A 16,400-nucleotide genomic window follows, 5' to 3' on the forward strand; every position below is an offset into this window, starting at 1 on the left:
ATGAACATTTTTGTCTTTAATATGTAAATATAGGTAACACTATGCTACAGCAGCTAACTAATTTATCAGATAAAGAATTGATTTCCCGGGCAAGAAAACTCAAGGACCAGGAAGCAGAAGGTGTACTCATGGAAAGATACAGCCACCTCATGGTTGCTGTTTGCCTCCCTTACCTCAACAATGGTCCCGGAACTGCACCCGATGAAGTTTATCCCAGGCTGCTGCAGCGCCTCAGCGCCAGTCTTAAAACCCAAACGATCCCGAAAGCCAATGAATGGATACACCATACTATCAGGGCACAACAAGCTCAGACAGAAAAGAATAATCCATTTTTTCCCAGTACGGAATCAAGGGAACAGCAACAGATGGAAAACAAAGTAGAAAAGGTAGCCACCAACCTCAAAGAACAGCAACTGCTTGCAGCTGCAATGGAAGAAGCGCTTGGTAAACTGCCCGCGGAGGAAAAATATTTTCTGAGAGAATTTTACCTGAACAATAAGACTTTTACAGAACTGGCAGCCACTAAAAAGTACACCATTGAGAAAACGAGGCAGATTCTACAACAGGCAAAACAAAAAATGGCTTCCTTATTGATGAATGAAACCTATGAGTAACTTGGAAAACAACGAAAAACTACTGAAGATCTTCAGTAACATCCGCTGTCTGAACAGGGATCAGCTTCCCCGTTACCTCGATGGCCGTCTCACCGATGTTGAGAAACATCTGGTGGAACAGCATCTCGTTGATTGCGATCTCTGTTTCGATGCATTACAGGTACTCCAGCAACCCCAGTACAGGGAAAAATACCAACCGCTCGCTACAAGCATGCAACAATTTATCCGCAACAGTATTAAGCGGATATCACAGGTGCATAAGGTGGAACGCTACCAGCGCCAGGAACAAAAAAAGGAAAGCTTTCTGATCTATTTCTGGATAGTCGCAGCTATCGCTATTGGTGCAGGCGGTGTTTACCTGGTACAACAGCAGAGTAAATTCAAAACACCTGTATCCAAGGCTATTGCTGGCAATACAGACATGCCGGCGGCGCAGTCAGGAACGCCCCCTGTGCAGGCAGCCATTGTTACGCCCGTACGGACAGAAAATGAAGTGAGCCGAAAACCAGCCGAACCGGTTACAGCCACTACACCATTGCCGGCGCCACCAACAGCTGCGGCCCCTCCTCTCACTCCTAAACCTGTCGTGAAGGACTCCGTAAAGGCAGTTGTCAAACCACCGGCAGCCGCTGCTGCTGTCAAGGATAGCATCAGAGATAGCGCCCGAAAGCACCTGCTTGCTGCGCCTAAACCAACAGAAGTGAAAGAGCCACCAAAGGAAAAAGCTGCTGTACCCGAACATAAGGATACTCCAACCGTAGTGAAGAAAACAGAAGATAAACCGGAGCCTAAGGCGCCTCCAAAGAAAGAAAAAGAGGATGCCCCCGAAAAGAAGCCCGCTGCAGAGCCCACAAGTACGGATGAATTCCTCTATAAGGCCGCAATGGTATATCACCAGCAGGGTGACTTAAACGAGGCTATTTCCCGCTATAAACACCTTTCTGAAAGCTCCGGCAAGTACGGTGAACTGTCGCGCTATCAGCTGGCTGTCTGCTACCGCAGTAAGGGCCAGACTGGCAAAGCCCGTCGTATGTTCAAGGAAGTGGTACGCATGAACGGCAGCATGAAAGACAAAGCACAGGCAGCGTTGGATAATCTCTGATTTGTGTTCCCCTGTCCTTTCCCATTGACAGATGATAAATCCATAAAGCATTCCTGTACCCCATTAAACGGAGTACCACGCACGCTTACCAGGCGCCGTCATATTCCCTACATTTCCACCACACCATTCGCCGTCAGGCAATCAGACGGCCCCGCTTTTTCCCTGTTTATTAATTGCTTTTATTTTTATGGAAATTCTATGGCTCACGCATCTTTATATTATAAGTATTTTATCTTTATCCAGTGAATTATAAGAATAGCCAGGAATTAACAGATGAAGAGCTGCTGGAACGGTTCAGGACCGATGAGAACAGCGATTGGATAGGCATCCTGTTTGACAGGTATGCGATCCTTTTATTGGGTATGTGTATGAAATACCTTAAAAATGAAGAGGATGCGAGAGATAGTGTACAACAGATCTTCCTGAAAGTATTAGCTGAGATCAACAAGCATAAGGTACAATTCTTCCGGGCCTGGATCTACCAGGTAGCCCGGAACCATTGCCTGATGCAGTTAAGGCACAAAAACCAGGTAAGACAGGAAGAAGTCAGTGAAAAACACATGAACAATCCTGCAGAACAGGAAGAAGATAAAAACAGATTCGTAGAAAAGGATAACTTGCTGGAAAATATGCAACATGCGCTGGAACAGTTAAACCCTGAACAGCGTACCTGTGTCAAATTATTTTATCTCCAGAAATTATCTTACCAGGATATTGCCGGCCAGACCGGTTATACCCTGTTACAGGTAAAAAGTTATATCCAGAATGGAAAGCGTAACCTGAAGCTGTTATTGGGTCCGCAGGGATAGCAAAGTATTGTATGAACGCATCAGTAAGTATGCACGAATTTAATTATTGACGATTTTATGAACGAAGAATATAAAGATATTTTCACCACAACGGCCTGTCCTACACAGCAGCAATTGCTGGATTATGTGCAGGGCCGGTTGTCGGCCGAAGAGCAACATGAAGTGGAACTTCATATGGCTGATTGTGAGATGTGCAGTGAGGCTGTGGAGGGATTATCTGCATTTGAGCAGAAGGAAAAGATACCCGTGTGGCTACGCCAGATGAAATGGCAGATGCTACGTAAGCTGCGCGCCAACAAGCGCCGCAAGCACCAGGTATCCTACTTTATTGAACTGGCTATCATTGTGCTCGTGGTACTTTTTATTATACTGGGCGCCTTCTGGACATACCATTTCATGACGCATAAATAACGACTGTCCATACATAAAAAAAGTCCCGGCTGTATAAACAACCGGGACTTTTTTTTTATGAAAAATGTATCAATAATACTATTTCAGACCTTCCAGCTTTTTCTTCACAGCTTCCACTTTCGCAGTCTCGTTCTTGATAGCATAGATCTTCTGCAGTGCATACAGACAGCTTTCGTAAGTCTGTTTGTCGCTTGGCTCCAGGCTCGCAGCTTTAGCAGTGAAGTTTTCATCTGCTTTCTCGAAGAAAGGCAGCGCCTGATCCATCAGACCAGTTACTTTCGTCTGCAGTTCTTTTGCTTTAGGCGTGTTCAGAGATTTGCTGTCCATTGCGTTCAGCTCTTTGTTGAAGCCTACTGCACGGTTGAAGTACAATGCGCCCAACTGGAAGTTCGCAGTTGCATCATCAGCTTTCAGTTCGATCGCTTTTTTGTAAGCTCCTTCTGCCTTGTTCATCAGCTCATCATAGTTAGCTGGTTTTGCAGCATCCTGACCGTTTTCGCTACGAGGGTTTGCCAGGTTATCTACGCGGATACCATAGTCCAGTACTGTCTGGAAATCGTTTGGATTTTCCGCCATTTTCTTTTCCAGCATACCCAGTAATTCAGCAGTTTTACCGGTTTTGGAGTAGTACATCATCTCCATATCGTTAAAACGCTTGTCTTTAGGGAAGGTTGCTTTACCTTCTTCGATGGTTTTCAGCCAGTTGGCATTATCACCTTTTTCTTCGTAAGTCTGCGCCAGGAGCACATACAGGGCTGGTTCAGCCTTGAAATGCAGGTCAGCAGCTTTTCTCAGATAGGTCAGCGCCTCGTCTTTCTTACCAGCCTGGTTAGCAGCGTAACCAGCGTAGAAGGTCATAGAAGTATCTGCAGGAATAGAACCACCTAAGTTCTTACCATTATAGAAGTCAGCAATGGTAAAAGCGTCTCTGAAATGTAAATATGCAGAATCCCATTTCTGATCATTCAGGTTAGCATAACCTGCGTTGCCGATGGTAGCATACAGGTTAAACATACGCTGGTTCATTTCCAGCAGGGCTTCAGGTAATTTTGCATTGATATCCAGGGCTTTCTTGTAAGCCTCGAATGCTTCCAGTGCTTCTTTGGAATCTTTCTTCTCAGTAGCAGTTGCTTCGTAGATCTTACCCTTTACATACCAGGTTTTAGCGTCGTCCTTGGTTTTTTCATTTTCCAGTGCTGCCTGAATATCAGCTTTCGCTTTATCATAGTCTTTTTTAGTGAGGGCATCTTCTGCGCTGTTTACCTTCGCACGTTGCGCCACGGCAACCAATCCTGCACTGCAAAAGACCAATGATACCAGTAATTTTTTCATGTTGCTCAATATTTTTTTGTTTTCTATGAGTATGGCCTTAGATTTTAATGCCTGTTTCAACCATAATAAATACAATCTGCCGCAGGTTAACCATTATTAGTTCGCACAAATATTTTGCGGTTTCTTATAATTATTCTGCAGGCGTTTCATCTTCCGAAGCCTCAGCTGTCGCTGTTCCCGGATCTTCTGAGCTGTCGTCCCGGAGCTGTTCGCTTCCTTCTCCTTCCATACCTTCGTTATCGAGCTTTTCTTCTTCCTGTTCGTCCAGACGTGCTACAGCTGCTATTTCATCGGTATCGTCCAGTCTGATCAGACGAACCCCCTGTGTGGCCCTGCCTGCCTCGCGGATGTCAGCTACCGCCATACGGATGGTAATACCGGACTTACAGGTTATCATCAGGTCATCTTTCTCTGTTACGTCAAGGATCGCGATCAGGCTACCTGTTTTTTCGGTGATATTGATTGTCTTAACCCCCTTACCACCGCGGTTGGTAATTCTATATTCCTCAATATCAGTACGTTTGCCGAATCCTTTCTCAGAAACCACCAATACAGTACGGGTGGCATCCTCCTTATTTACACAAATCATACCAACCACTTCATCTTTGTCGTTATCCACCTCAATACCCCTTACACCAATCGCTCCACGACCTGTGTCACGTACGGTATTTTCAGGGAAACGGATAGCACGGCCGCTCTTGATTGCCATCATGATCTCGCTGTTACCGTTGGTCAGCTTAGCTTCCAGTAATTGGTCACCTTCGTTGACAGTAATAGCGTTCACACCATTCTGACGGGGGCGGGAGAACTCTTCCAGCAGGGTCTTTTTGATGATACCGTTTGATGTACACAGCACAATATAATGAGAGCTGATAAAATCTTTATCACCGAGGTCCTTAATATCTATAATGGCTCTGATCTTGTCGTCAGTAGGCAGGTTGATCAGGTTCTGGATAGCGCGTCCCTTGCCGCTCTTCTCTCCCTCAGGGATCTCGTACACCTTCAGCCAGTAACAACGGCCTTTCTCTGTGAAGAACAACATGGTATGGTGGGTAGAGGCCACGAACAGGTGTTCGATATAGTCCTCTTCACGGGTCTTGCCACCCAGTGCACCACGGCCACCACGTTTCTGCTGGCGGTAGTCATATGCAGAAGTACGTTTGATATAGCCCAGATGGGAGATAGTGATCACCACATCTTCCTCTGCGATGATATCTTCCATACGCATTTCGCTGGCCAGGTACTGGATCTCTGTTTTACGCTCGTCACCGAAACGTTTCCTCACATCTTCCAGTTCATCCTTGATGATCTTGAAACGCAGTCCTTCGTCGGATAATACATCCTTCAGGTAAGCTATCAGTTTCATTACTTCGTCGTATTCTTCCTTGATCTTGTCGCGCTCCATACCGGTCAGACGTTGTAAACGCAGTTCCAGTATTGCTTTAGACTGAATTTCACTCAGTTCGAAGCGGCTCATCAAACCGTCTTTTGCTTCATCCGGCGTACGGGATGCACGGATCAGGGCAATCACTTCGTCCAGGTGATCCAGCGCTATCAGGTAACCCTGCAAGATATGCGCTTTTTCTTCTGCTTTACGCAGCTCAAAACGTGTTCTGCGTACTACTACTTCATGACGGAAGTCAACGAATTCTGCCAGCATTTCCTTCAGGTTCAGTACACGCGGACGGCCTTTCACCAGGGCCACGTTATTGATACCGTAAGAGGTCTGCAGTTCTGAATATTTATACAGCTGGTTGATCACCACGTTAGCGATAGCTTCACGTTTCAGATCGATCACCAGGCGCATACCGTCACGGTCACTCTCGTCACGCGCTTCGGAAATACCTTCAATTATTTTATCGTCAGCCAGCTGCGCGATCTTCTGGTGCAGTGCCGCCTTATTGATCTGGTAAGGCAGTTCATAGATCACCAGGCGCTCACGGCCTGCCTTGGAGGTTTCTACGTTGATCTTACCACGCACTACTACCCTTCCGCGGCCGGTCTCAAAACCCTGTTTCACACCTTCATAACCGTAGATGATACCTCCGGTCGGAAAGTCAGGCGCCTTCACATGTTTCACCAGCTCTTCAATCGTAATATCACGGTTGTCGATGTAAGCGATCAGACCGTCCACTACCTCTGTCAGGTTGTGCGGCATGATGTTGGTAGCCATACCTACCGCAATACCTGATGCACCGTTGATCAGCAGGTTTGGAATACGTGTAGGCAATACAGTAGGTTCTTCCAGGGTATCGTCAAAGTTCAGGGAGAAATCCACTGTTTCTTTGTCGATGTCTTCCAGCATCGCCTCTGCCATACGCTGCAGACGGATCTCCGTATAACGCATTGCTGCCGGCATATCCCCATCCACAGATCCGAAGTTACCCTGACCGTCCACCAGCATGTAACGTAGGCTCCATGGCTGGGCCATACGTACAATGGTATCATAGATGGAGGAGTCACCATGCGGGTGGAATTTACCCATTACCTCCCCTACAATACGGGCCGACTTCTTGTAAGGCTTGTTGCTGTTGTTACCTAACTCATTCATACCAAACAACACGCGGCGGTGTACCGGTTTTAAACCGTCCCGAACATCCGGAAGAGCACGACCAACGATAACCGACATAGAGTAGTCTATGTAGGCCGTTTTCATCTGCTCCTCAATGTTGATCTGGATGATCTTCCCGTCTTGCTGATTTTCCGTATTTTCTGACATTGTATATTGTTGATTTACAATTTATTTCCTAAAAAAATAAATAGACGCAAATATAGCCATTTTAAGCCGTATTCCGGCCTTTTTGACAGAGAATGTGAATAAAAAAGGAATTGTCATATGCTACAATTACGCTATGCAACAGCAACAATTTCCATAGATACTCCATTTAATCCTTATTTTGCAGCAACTCCTGCAATTAATATTCCATATAAGAGAAAAGAGGAATATTGGGAAAATAAAATATTGGCAAACATTTTGTTTTTAACCCGGTGAAAATCAGAGGGTCACGGACAGTTAATCAGCATTCGGGTAGGTTAAAAACGAAATTTGCTGAAATTTCGAACATTAGTAACACGACTGATGTTAAATCCCTGTTCGGTAACCATATTAAAGATGAACAAATTAATATGAAGAATATACTCTTGTTTGGCGCCGGCAAGTCGGCCACTAGCCTGATCGACTACCTGGTATCAAATGCACCGCGGCAAAAATGGCATATCACTGTCGCGGACCAGGATCTTGCACTTATTAAGTCCAAGACCGGCAAATCTTATTACGTTACCCCCGCCGTTATTGATATCCGCGACCAGGCATCCAGACAGAAACTGGTACAGGAAACAGACCTTGTAATATCGCTGCTTCCACCCTCATTGCATATTTTCGTTGCCAAAGACTGCCTTCAGTTCGGCAAGAATCTGCTGACCGCCTCCTACATCGATCCGGAGATCAAATCCCTTGAAAAAGAGATAGAACAGGCAGGCCTGCTCTTCATGTACGAAATGGGGCTCGATCCCGGTATTGATCATATGAGCGCTATGAAGCTCATTCACTCTATTGAAAAGAAAGGCGGACAGATCTCTGCATTCCGCTCTTATTGCGGCGGCCTGATCTCTCCCGAAAGCAATGATAATCCCTGGCAGTACAAGATATCATGGAACGCTCGTAATATCGTACTGGCAGGCACTTCCGGGGCCATATACAGGGAAAAAGGTAAAGTGAAGGAGATTGGCTACCAACAGCTGTTCGATCAGCCTAAAACGATCCATATTCCCAGCCTCGGCAAACTGGCCTACTACCCTAACCGGGATTCCATGGGTTACATGAATGCCTATAAGCTGGAAGAGATCCCCACCTTTATGCGGGCTACACTGCGCTATCCTGACTTCTGCGAGGGATGGAGCACACTCGTAAAGCTGGGCCTGACCGACGATTCCAAAAAGATACAGACCAATGCACTGACCTATTACGATTGGGCCAGTCAGAAAATAGAACAGGATGCAAAACTGAGCCATGAAGAGAACATCGCCAGTTATCTCGGTATCAGCGCCAAATCCAAGGTACTCCGGCAACTGAAGTTTCTCGGACTGCTGAATGGCGAAACTATCGGGCTTGGCGAACAGACCAATGCCGCCGTCCTCCAGCATGTCGTGGAATCCAAACTGGGCATGGAACCTGCCGACAAAGACATGATCGTAATGACGCATGAAATAGAGTTCGAGAGAAGAGGCATGACCACACGCCTGCACAGTTATATGATCACACAGGGAGAAGACAGCCTGCGTACCGCTATGGCCAAAACAGTAGGACTGCCCCTGGGTATCATGGCCAAGCTGCTGCTGCAGGAAAAGATCAGCCTCAAAGGATTAAAGATCCCGATCATGCCGGATGTGTACAATCCAGTCTTAAAAGAGCTGGAAGAATATAATATCAGATTTGAAGAAAGCTTTGAATAAAGTTGTTTCACATACACTGAAAGAGGCCATCCACTAGTAGCGGATGGCCTCTTTCAGTTTAACCGTTCCCGATGCCCGGGCAATGCGTCTTTTATAATTTTGCCAATGCTTCCTCCAGGTCCAGTATTCCCAGCGTAGCGGGTTTCTCTATCTGCACCAGACCTTCACGGTAAGCCATTTCAGGCAGCTTTTTGTCGATCACATAACAAGGTGTGCCATCCCTCAGGCAATCTACCAGGCCCGCCGCAGGATACACCACAAGTGAAGTGCCTATCACAGCAAAAATATCAGCCGACATAACTATTTCCGCTGCATCCACGATCCTCGTCACATTCTCACCAAACCAAACAATATCGGGACGCAGTTGTCCGCCGTCAGCAGCCATATCTCCCAGGTTGATATCGTCTTCTATGGCGTAGCTGCGGTTCTCATCCAGCACACTACGCATTTTGAAGATCTCACCGTGTAAATGCAATACGTTCTTCGAGCCCGCCTTCTCATGGAGATTATCAATGTTCTGCGTGATGATCTGCACGTCAAATTTCTCCTGCAACCGCGCCAGACCATAGTGTGCAGCATTAGGCGCTGCCGCCTTCACATCCCTGCGGCGCATATTGTAAAAATCGAGCACCAGCTGCGGGTTTTTCTGCCATCCCTGCGGACTTGCCACCTCGTATACATCATACCCTTCCCAGAGTCCATCACTGTCGCGGAAAGTACGCAACCCGCTCTCTGCACTGATGCCCGCCCCTGTTAATACAACTAATTTAGCCTTCATTTGTACAAGATATTTTCAAATTTTAAATATACGGGTTTTAACATTTACCGTAACTTTATCGCTTAGAATAAATAACAGCAATTGAAGATTTTACAGACGCTTATACTGTGCGGCGTATTGTTAGTGCAATTGAATGCCAACGCACAGTCATCAGACACCGCAACCCTCCAACATACTGATAGCACAAAAACAAAGGAGGTACATACATTGACCGCGGCGGATACTACTATACGTTACCGCATAAACGGCGCCTACCTTGGAAGTATGTGGGGCGACCTGAAATACACCGTATCAAGGCCTGCACATTGGACCGGAAAAGACTTTACCCGGCTGGGTATTGTGCTTGGCACAGCCGGAGGCCTGCTGGCGGTAGACTATGAAGTGAAACAATTCTTCCTCCGTAATCACACTAATTTCTGGAACAGTGTAACCGGCCAGGTAGAACCTTTTGGAAACGCCTACTCTCCGTACCTGGTAGGTGGTATGTATGTAGCAGGCGTTATATCAAAAAACCGTCAGCTGGAGCATACTTCACTGATGACAGCGAAATCTCTGTTGATTTCCACCCTGATCTATACTTTCACCAAATCTGTGGTAAGACGTGGCAGACCAACATACTATGATGATCCGCTGGTGTTTAATGCCCCCTTCTCCATGGATAAATATCATACCTCCTTCCCTTCCGGGCATATGCTGACAGTAACTTCTGTGGCTACGGCGCTGGCAGAAGCTTATGGTGAAGAGCATCCGTGGGTGCCCTGGGTAGCTTATTCTATTGCTATCATGACAGGTACTACCCGCCTTTACCAGGAAAGGCACTGGAGCAGTGATGTATGGCTGGGCGCATCTCTCGGTTACTTTGTGACCAAGGGCGTCTTCAAACGTCACCGCCAGCTGGAACGTAAAAAGGCAATGGCAGCCTTAGCGGCCACCATGCCATAAACCACCTGAAACCACAATAAATCACGCAGCAGCTCTCGCCAAACGGCGGCGTTTTCTGTATCTGCGGATAATGATAAAGAGCACAGCCGCTACTACCCATACAGGCCATAAGGCGGTGAATGAAATAAGCGCTGCCAGTATGCTATTCCAGCCATCCTTGATAGAGAAGAAGATACTGGAAAAGAAGCCTGGTCCCTGGGGCGTTGTATTGGAAAATGTCTGGAAAAAAGAGAGGTGGATAACGCTCATGGCTACGTTGTGGTCTATGTACTGCAAACGTCCCTGAGCTGCTTCCACTTCCTCCCGGATGCTCTTCAGCTGTTCTTCCACCTCCAAAATATCTTTTACTGTCTTTGCCTGCTTCAGGATGTCGAGATAACGCTGCTCTACTTCTTTCCTAGCCTTCATCCGGGCCGCGAGGTCTACGTATTCTTCCGTAACATCTTTTGATGTGACACTTTTCACCAGGAGATTCTCCTCTACACCCGCCAACATATTCAGACAACTGTCAAACTTATCGGCAGGGACCCTGATATCCAGCGCTGTCTCCCACGACACATCGGAACGATGCTCTACCTCATTGATAACGTTGCCACCGCTACGCGCAATTACATCCGTCAGCTCTTTATACGCATGCTTATAGTCACGGACCGAATAACGAATAGTACCTTCTTTGATAATCTTTTTGGGGATGTCAGCAGGGGGAGCCGGAGGAGTTTCTGCATAAACGGCTTCATCCTCTGCTACGACCGGGGCTGTGAAAGCAAGCGAAGATTGGACCGTACCTGCGGCCACCTTGCTCGCTTCCATTTCATCATTTGACTTATAATCAAGTTGTACAGCCTGCGCCCGATGGGCGGCAGTACTCCCGGATTTTTTGCAGGCGCTTAACGCAAGCGTTGCAAACAAAAACATAGAGGGGATAACAATGACAGCATTCTTTAAAACAGAACATCTTCTTGTCATAGGAATTTATTTTTAGGATAAATACTATAACAAGAAGATGCGGCAGGAAGTAAAATTCCATAAACTATTTCATATCGCCCATTTCCAGGATGGTCTCAAATTCGTCTGCAGTCACAGCACAAACTGAGAGACGGCCCTGGCGGATGAGGGAAAGATTTTCCAGTCGTTTTTCAGCTTTCATCTGCGCCAGTGTTACCGGTGTTTTGAAAGGTTTTACCGGCTGCAGGTCTACCACTACCCAGTTAGGATCCGGTGTGGTCGGGTCCTGGTAATGTTCTTTTGCTACTTTGGCTATACCTACTACGGCCAGACCTTCATTACTGTGATAGAACAATACCTGGTCTCCCTTTTTCATACCTTTCAGATTATTGCGTGCCTGGTAATTGCGCACACCGTCCCAGAAGGTTTTCCCGTCCTTTACAAATTGATCCCACGAATACTTAAAAGGTTCTGATTTTACAAGCCAGTAGTTCATTGTCTGATGATTTTTAATTCGTCTTTTTGCCGCTTACCAGCCACTGGCCAGTACATCAGCAATATGCATCGTTTTAATGTTCAGTTCATGTTTCCTGATATAACCATCCAGGTGCATCAGGCAGGAAAGGTCCGTAGAGATCAGGTAGTCTGCACCGCTGGCCACCGCGTTGTTCACCTTTTGTTCTCCCATACCGATAGAGATAGGCTCGAACTTCACAGAGAATGTGCCACCAAAGCCGCAGCATACCTCACAATCATTCATTTCCTTCAGCTCCAGCCCTTTCACTTTTGAGAGCAGGCTGCGGGGGCCTTCCTTGATACCGCATTCGCGTAAAGCACCGCAGGCGTCGTGGTAAGTAGCCACACCGTTGAGTGTTGCGCCGATATCTGTAACATGCAGCACATCGGTCAGGAACTCCGTGAATTCATACAATTGCCTGCGCAGCATCTTTACATCATTGTGTGCAGCGGAATTGTCAAACAGCTTGCCGTAGTAATTACGCACAAAGCCTGTACAGGAGCCACTTGGCGCCACTATATAATCGACAGTATGAAAGTCTTTGATGAATTTGTTGGCAACGGAGCGGGCTTCATCCCAGTATCCCGCATTAAAAGCAGGTTGTCCGCAACAGGTCTGGTTGGGATTATACTTAACGTTACATCCCAGCTTTTCCAGCACTTTCACCATATTGAAGCCTGTTTCCGGGAACAGCTGATCTACGAAGCATGGAATAAAAAGCTGTACGTTCATTGAGTTAGTCTTTAGTTATAAGCCGCAGTTTTGGTAGCTGCTGGCAACAGGAATAAAGTATACCGGCCTGAAACTGTAGCGACAATGAACATTCACGTAACTAATATGGGGCTTAGCGGCTATGCTTACAATTGACGCATCATAGATATCATTTTCAGTGCGGTGATAGCGGCTTCCTCCCCTTTGTGCCCATGTATGCCGCCCAGTCTTTCTTCCGCCTGCTGCATGTTGTCGACAGTCAGGATACCGAAGATAACTGGTACCGGTAATTCCAGGTTCAATTGCATGATACCTTCCGTTACACCTTTACAAACATAGTCAAAATGCGGGGTTTCTCCTCTGATCACGCATCCGAAAGCAATAATAGCGCCAGGTTGTCTTGATGTACCCTGCGTACGGTGCCAGTACTCTTTACAGGCAAAGGGCAGCTCAAATGCGCCCGGTACAACTACTTTAGAGACCTTGGATACGTTGTATTGTGCCAGCGAACGGTCGCAGCCTGCTACCAGTTCGTTGATCACGGTATCATTCCATTCAGTATATACTATAACAACACTGGCATCCTCTAAATTGAGAATGCCAGCATCGTTCAATAAGCTTTGATTATGTATTGACATGACCAGATTAAAATATCAATTAATTCCTCACTTCACCCAGGCGCGCCAGGTATTTGTCCATTTCACGGCCTTCGGCGGTCTGAGGATATTTGTCGCGGATTTCTTTATAAACTGCAATGGCGTCAGCAGGTTTGTTTGCTTTTTCCAGTGCCATACCTGCACGGAACAGGTAAGTAGGAGCAGTCAGCTCATTGTTGCTGTGGTGACCTGCTTTCTTATAATATTCAATACCTTCTTCAGTTTTGCCCAGTTCCATGTAAGCATCGCCCGTTAAACCGTAAGCCATAGCCTGTACGATCTGATCGCCACTGTTGAAATCGCTCAGCAGGTCTGCACCTTTCTGGAATTCACCGAGTTTTACGTAGCATACGCCTGCATAATATTTTGCTAACTGACCTGTTTTGGTGCTGCCGTATTTATCAATTACCTGCAGGAATCCGTAATAGTTACCGTCTCCATTTAATGCAACACGGAAAGAATCCCGCTCGAAATACTGCTGTGCATGGAACACCATGTCCTGTGCTTTCTTTTCGTTAGGACCTTTGATGAATCTGTTGTAGGCAAAAGAACCACCCACTACCACTACTATTACGAGCAGGGCTATGATAATGCTGTTTTTATTCTTTTGAAAGAACGCCTCCGCCTTGTGGATAGAGTCTTCCAGTTGGAATTCCTTTGACACGGAAGTATTTTCAGCTGCGGTCTTATTTTTTGTCTCGGTCATTGTAAATGTGATCGTTAAATTGTTATTTCTTATTACGGTACAGGTACGGCTGTGTAAAATTCCCGCAAATATAAAAAAGGTTAGCGAATCTACCCGTTTATATTAAACGGCCGGGATCGCTAACCTTTTACACATTATTTAGTCAACAATGAATGGGTAATCCTGTTGAACATATACGTCTTTCAGCAGCTCATCATCTGAAGGCCATGGAGACTCTTCTGCGAACTGTACGCAATGCTCCACCTCTTGTTTCACCTTCTCGTTGATAGCTTCGATTTCCGCTTCCGTAGCCCATTTGTTTTTCTGGATAGTAGCCAATACCTGGTTGATCGGATCTTTTTCCTTGTACTCTTCTACTTCCTCTTTGGTACGGTATTTAGCCGGATCACTCATGGAGTGACCACGGTAGCGGTAAGTCTTGATTTCCAGTAAGGTAGGACCTTCGCCGGCACGTGCACGTTTTACGGCTCTTTCGATGCCTTCGTGTACCGCTTCAGCGCTCATACCATCGATAGTGGCGCTAGGCATATCGTAGGCGTTCGCTAACTTATAGATATCCAGTACGTTGGAGGTACGTTCTACTGAGGTACCCATCGCGTACATGTTGTTTTCGCAAATGAATATTACAGGCAGTTTCCACAGCATGGCCATGTTGAAGGTCTCATGCAGCATACCCTGACGGGCAGCACCATCACCGAAGAAGCAAAGCGCTACGTTGTCAGTGCCTTTGTACTGCTCAGCGAAAGCCAGTCCGGCACCAGTACCGATCTGCGCACCCACGATACCATGTCCACCATAAAAACCTTTATCCGGAGCAAAGAAGTGCATACTACCACCTTTACCCTTTGAACAACCTGTAGCTTTACCATACAGTTCAGCCATACACTCATCAGCAGTCATTCCTTTTGCTATAGCCAGCGCGTGGTCGCGGTAGGCAGTGATGAACTTGTCGTCCGGTTTAGTCGCAGACATCGCACCTGCGGCAATTGCTTCCTGTCCGATGTACAGGTGACAAAAACCACGAATCTTCTGCATCCCATACAATTGGCCGGCTTTTTCTTCAAAGCGGCGCAGCAAGAGCATCAATTCATACCAGTACAAATATGTCTCTTTGGTGAATTTCGTCTTTACGTCTGTTTTTGTAGCCACTGTTTCTTAATTTGTCCGCAAATATAACAGGAAAATCCTAAAAACTAAATACTTTGCAACTTTGCAGCAACTTGCCGGCAAATAGTGCCCTTCCGGGAATGCCTGATTACCAGTCTTTCCGCAGGCGCAGGCAGGTTACGATAAATTTATTTCTAATTCATAACTGATAATCAGAAAGTTAATTGCTGTCGCTCAGAAAGATATCACTTGTTCAGTTTAAAAATTACTCCGGGAAAAGTTTCACCTTCAATAAACGTATCATCGGCATTACCGGCCGCAACGGCTCCGGTAAGACCAATCTGCTCGATGCTATATATTATATATGTTTCACCAAAAGCTACTTTACCAGCAGTGAAGCACAGAACACCCAGTACCATACCAATGGCTTCCGCCTTGAAGCGTTTCTCGACAGGGATGGCCAGGAAGGAAAGGTGGTCTGTACCCTCAAAGACGGCAAAAAAGACATTGCCCTCAACGATGAGTCTTACGAACGTTTCTCCCGCCATATTGGTCAGTACCCCGCGGTAATGATTGCCCCCGACGATGCGGAGATCATTCTCGGCGGCAGTGAAGAACGCCGTAAATGGCTGGATGCCCTGCTCTGCCAGTTGCATCCCGGCTATCTTGATCATCTTATTACCTACCAGAAAATATTACAGCAGAAAAACAGTCTGCTCAAAACCATCGCTACCCAGGGCGGTAAACAGGATGCCCTCCTCGATGTATTTGATGAACAACTGGTGCACCACGGCACGCCCGTGTTCGAATGGCGCCGCGCCTTTCTCCCGCGATTTATCAAACAGGTGCAGGAACTGTACGATTACCTGGCGGGTAAACATGAAATTGTCAATATACAATATCAGTCAGGCCTGCATGATCAAACGTTCACGGAACTACTGGCAGCCAACCGGTATAAGGATATGATGATGCAGAGAACCACCGGCGGCATACACCGCGACGACCTCCAGTTCCTGCTCGACGATCATGCCATGAAAACAAGTGCGTCACAGGGACAACGTAAAAGTTTTCTCTTTGCACTGAAACTCGCACAGTTTGAAGTCATTAAAGAACATAAAAAATTTCCTCCTCTCCTGTTACTCGATGATGTATTTGAAAAACTGGACCAGGAAAGAGTGAGTAGACTGATTAAATTAGTGAGTAGTCCCGCATACGGCCAGGTATTCATCACCGATACGCATGCATCAAGAATACGCGAAGCGTTCAAAGAAAATGAAGAGAGTTTTCAGTTAGTAGAGATGTAGTACAGACGAAATGC

General features: G+C 46.5%; 17 protein-coding genes. 8 read left to right on the top strand and 9 right to left on the bottom strand.

From position 1 onward, the window contains the following. The first annotated feature begins 41 nt into the window (after positions 1-41). From L3C95_RS15140 to L3C95_RS15155, 4 genes are all read left to right on the top strand, one after another. Positions 42-614: an RNA polymerase sigma factor gene (locus L3C95_RS15140; RefSeq protein WP_236388826.1), complete on the top strand. Its 573-nt coding sequence runs from the start codon at positions 42-44 to the stop codon at positions 612-614. Then, a complete protein-coding gene (locus L3C95_RS15145) occupies positions 607-1,716 on the top strand; it encodes a tetratricopeptide repeat protein (protein WP_236388828.1) in 1,110 nt (369 codons plus the stop codon). The genes L3C95_RS15140 and L3C95_RS15145 overlap by 8 nt, the downstream gene beginning before the upstream one ends. Positions 1,717-1,958: 242 nt before the next feature. Beyond that, on the top strand, positions 1,959-2,525 hold the full coding sequence (locus L3C95_RS15150) for an RNA polymerase sigma factor (RefSeq protein ID WP_236388830.1): 567 nt from the start codon (positions 1,959-1,961) through the stop codon (positions 2,523-2,525). Positions 2,526-2,582: 57 nt separating this feature from the next. Further along, positions 2,583-2,936, top strand: coding sequence for an anti-sigma factor family protein (locus L3C95_RS15155; RefSeq protein WP_236388832.1), 354 nt, complete (start codon positions 2,583-2,585; stop codon positions 2,934-2,936). A 78-nt stretch (positions 2,937-3,014) separates the two neighbouring features. On the opposite strand, the gene L3C95_RS15160 is transcribed toward L3C95_RS15155, so the two are convergent. After that, entirely contained in the window at positions 3,015-4,268 is a 1,254-nt protein-coding gene (locus tag L3C95_RS15160; protein WP_236388834.1) for a tetratricopeptide repeat protein, read from the bottom strand. 130 nt (positions 4,269-4,398) lie between these two features. Further along, positions 4,399-6,987 (bottom strand): DNA gyrase subunit A, encoded by a 2,589-nt coding sequence (gene gyrA / locus L3C95_RS15165; protein WP_236388836.1) that lies wholly within the window; start codon positions 6,985-6,987, stop codon positions 4,399-4,401. A gap of 117 nt (positions 6,988-7,104) precedes the next feature. On the opposite strand from gyrA, the gene L3C95_RS15170 reads away from it, so the two are divergent. Continuing rightward, entirely contained in the window at positions 7,105-7,260 is a 156-nt protein-coding gene (locus L3C95_RS15170; protein ID WP_236388837.1) for a hypothetical protein, read from the top strand. Positions 7,261-7,394: 134 nt separating this feature from the next. Then, on the top strand, positions 7,395-8,720 hold the full coding sequence (locus L3C95_RS15175) for a saccharopine dehydrogenase C-terminal domain-containing protein (RefSeq protein WP_236388838.1): 1,326 nt from the start codon (positions 7,395-7,397) through the stop codon (positions 8,718-8,720). Between the two features lie 91 nt (positions 8,721-8,811). Here L3C95_RS15175 and L3C95_RS15180 read toward each other — a convergent pair whose 3' ends face one another. After that, positions 8,812-9,498 carry a Sir2 family NAD-dependent protein deacetylase gene (locus L3C95_RS15180; RefSeq protein WP_236388839.1) on the bottom strand — a complete coding sequence of 229 codons (687 nt, stop codon included), beginning with the start codon at positions 9,496-9,498 and terminating at the stop codon, positions 8,812-8,814. Between the two features lie 81 nt (positions 9,499-9,579). Here L3C95_RS15180 and L3C95_RS15185 point away from each other — a divergent pair, with 81 nt between their 5' ends. Beyond that, positions 9,580-10,440: a phosphatase PAP2 family protein gene (locus L3C95_RS15185; RefSeq protein ID WP_236388840.1), complete on the top strand. Its 861-nt coding sequence runs from the start codon at positions 9,580-9,582 to the stop codon at positions 10,438-10,440. A gap of 21 nt (positions 10,441-10,461) precedes the next feature. Here the strand turns inward: L3C95_RS15185 and L3C95_RS15190 are convergent, their stop codons facing one another. The 6 genes from L3C95_RS15190 to pdhA form a co-directional block, all read right to left on the bottom strand. Continuing rightward, positions 10,462-11,406 (bottom strand): DUF4349 domain-containing protein, encoded by a 945-nt coding sequence (locus L3C95_RS15190; protein WP_236388841.1) that lies wholly within the window; start codon positions 11,404-11,406, stop codon positions 10,462-10,464. Positions 11,407-11,470: 64 nt separating this feature from the next. Further along, positions 11,471-11,881 carry an EVE domain-containing protein gene (locus L3C95_RS15195; protein WP_236388843.1) on the bottom strand — a complete coding sequence of 137 codons (411 nt, stop codon included), beginning with the start codon at positions 11,879-11,881 and terminating at the stop codon, positions 11,471-11,473. Positions 11,882-11,914: 33 nt separating this feature from the next. Next, a complete protein-coding gene (locus L3C95_RS15200) occupies positions 11,915-12,634 on the bottom strand; it encodes a (Fe-S)-binding protein (protein WP_236388846.1) in 720 nt (239 codons plus the stop codon). A gap of 125 nt (positions 12,635-12,759) precedes the next feature. Continuing rightward, a complete protein-coding gene (gene ribH / locus L3C95_RS15205; RefSeq protein WP_236388847.1) occupies positions 12,760-13,251 on the bottom strand; it encodes a 6,7-dimethyl-8-ribityllumazine synthase in 492 nt (163 codons plus the stop codon). A gap of 19 nt (positions 13,252-13,270) precedes the next feature. After that, positions 13,271-13,975, bottom strand: a complete 705-nt coding sequence (locus L3C95_RS15210) for a tetratricopeptide repeat protein (RefSeq protein ID WP_236388848.1) — start codon at positions 13,973-13,975, stop codon at positions 13,271-13,273. Between the two features lie 138 nt (positions 13,976-14,113). Further along, a complete protein-coding gene (gene pdhA, locus L3C95_RS15215) occupies positions 14,114-15,124 on the bottom strand; it encodes a pyruvate dehydrogenase (acetyl-transferring) E1 component subunit alpha (protein ID WP_236388849.1) in 1,011 nt (336 codons plus the stop codon). 182 nt (positions 15,125-15,306) lie between these two features. Here pdhA and recF point away from each other — a divergent pair, with 182 nt between their 5' ends. Further along, positions 15,307-16,386 (top strand): DNA replication/repair protein RecF, encoded by a 1,080-nt coding sequence (gene recF, locus L3C95_RS15220; protein WP_236388850.1) that lies wholly within the window; start codon positions 15,307-15,309, stop codon positions 16,384-16,386. Positions 16,387-16,400: the final 14 nt, after the last annotated feature.

The sequence above is a fragment of the Chitinophaga filiformis genome (genome assembly GCF_021646545.1).
GTDB lineage: Bacteria > Bacteroidota > Bacteroidia > Chitinophagales > Chitinophagaceae > Chitinophaga > Chitinophaga filiformis_A.

What these genes read in the sequence shown, in the direction of transcription:
- ribH (WP_236388847.1), bottom strand. Translation starts at nt 13,251, where the DNA reads ATGTCAATACATAATCAAAGCTTATTGAACGATGCTGGCATTCTCAAT.
- L3C95_RS15200 (WP_236388846.1), bottom strand. Translation starts at nt 12,634, where the DNA reads ATGAACGTACAGCTTTTTATTCCATGCTTCGTAGATCAGCTGTTCCCG.
- L3C95_RS15195 (WP_236388843.1), bottom strand. Translation starts at nt 11,881, where the DNA reads ATGAACTACTGGCTTGTAAAATCAGAACCTTTTAAGTATTCGTGGGAT.
- L3C95_RS15145 (WP_236388828.1), top strand. Translation starts at nt 607, where the DNA reads ATGAGTAACTTGGAAAACAACGAAAAACTACTGAAGATCTTCAGTAAC.
- L3C95_RS15210 (WP_236388848.1), bottom strand. Translation starts at nt 13,975, where the DNA reads ATGACCGAGACAAAAAATAAGACCGCAGCTGAAAATACTTCCGTGTCA.
- L3C95_RS15170 (WP_236388837.1), top strand. Translation starts at nt 7,105, where the DNA reads ATGCTACAATTACGCTATGCAACAGCAACAATTTCCATAGATACTCCA.
- L3C95_RS15190 (WP_236388841.1), bottom strand. Translation starts at nt 11,406, where the DNA reads ATGACAAGAAGATGTTCTGTTTTAAAGAATGCTGTCATTGTTATCCCC.
- gyrA (WP_236388836.1), bottom strand. Translation starts at nt 6,987, where the DNA reads ATGTCAGAAAATACGGAAAATCAGCAAGACGGGAAGATCATCCAGATC.
- L3C95_RS15160 (WP_236388834.1), bottom strand. Translation starts at nt 4,268, where the DNA reads ATGAAAAAATTACTGGTATCATTGGTCTTTTGCAGTGCAGGATTGGTT.
- L3C95_RS15175 (WP_236388838.1), top strand. Translation starts at nt 7,395, where the DNA reads ATGAAGAATATACTCTTGTTTGGCGCCGGCAAGTCGGCCACTAGCCTG.
- L3C95_RS15180 (WP_236388839.1), bottom strand. Translation starts at nt 9,498, where the DNA reads ATGAAGGCTAAATTAGTTGTATTAACAGGGGCGGGCATCAGTGCAGAG.
- L3C95_RS15140 (WP_236388826.1), top strand. Translation starts at nt 42, where the DNA reads ATGCTACAGCAGCTAACTAATTTATCAGATAAAGAATTGATTTCCCGG.
- L3C95_RS15155 (WP_236388832.1), top strand. Translation starts at nt 2,583, where the DNA reads ATGAACGAAGAATATAAAGATATTTTCACCACAACGGCCTGTCCTACA.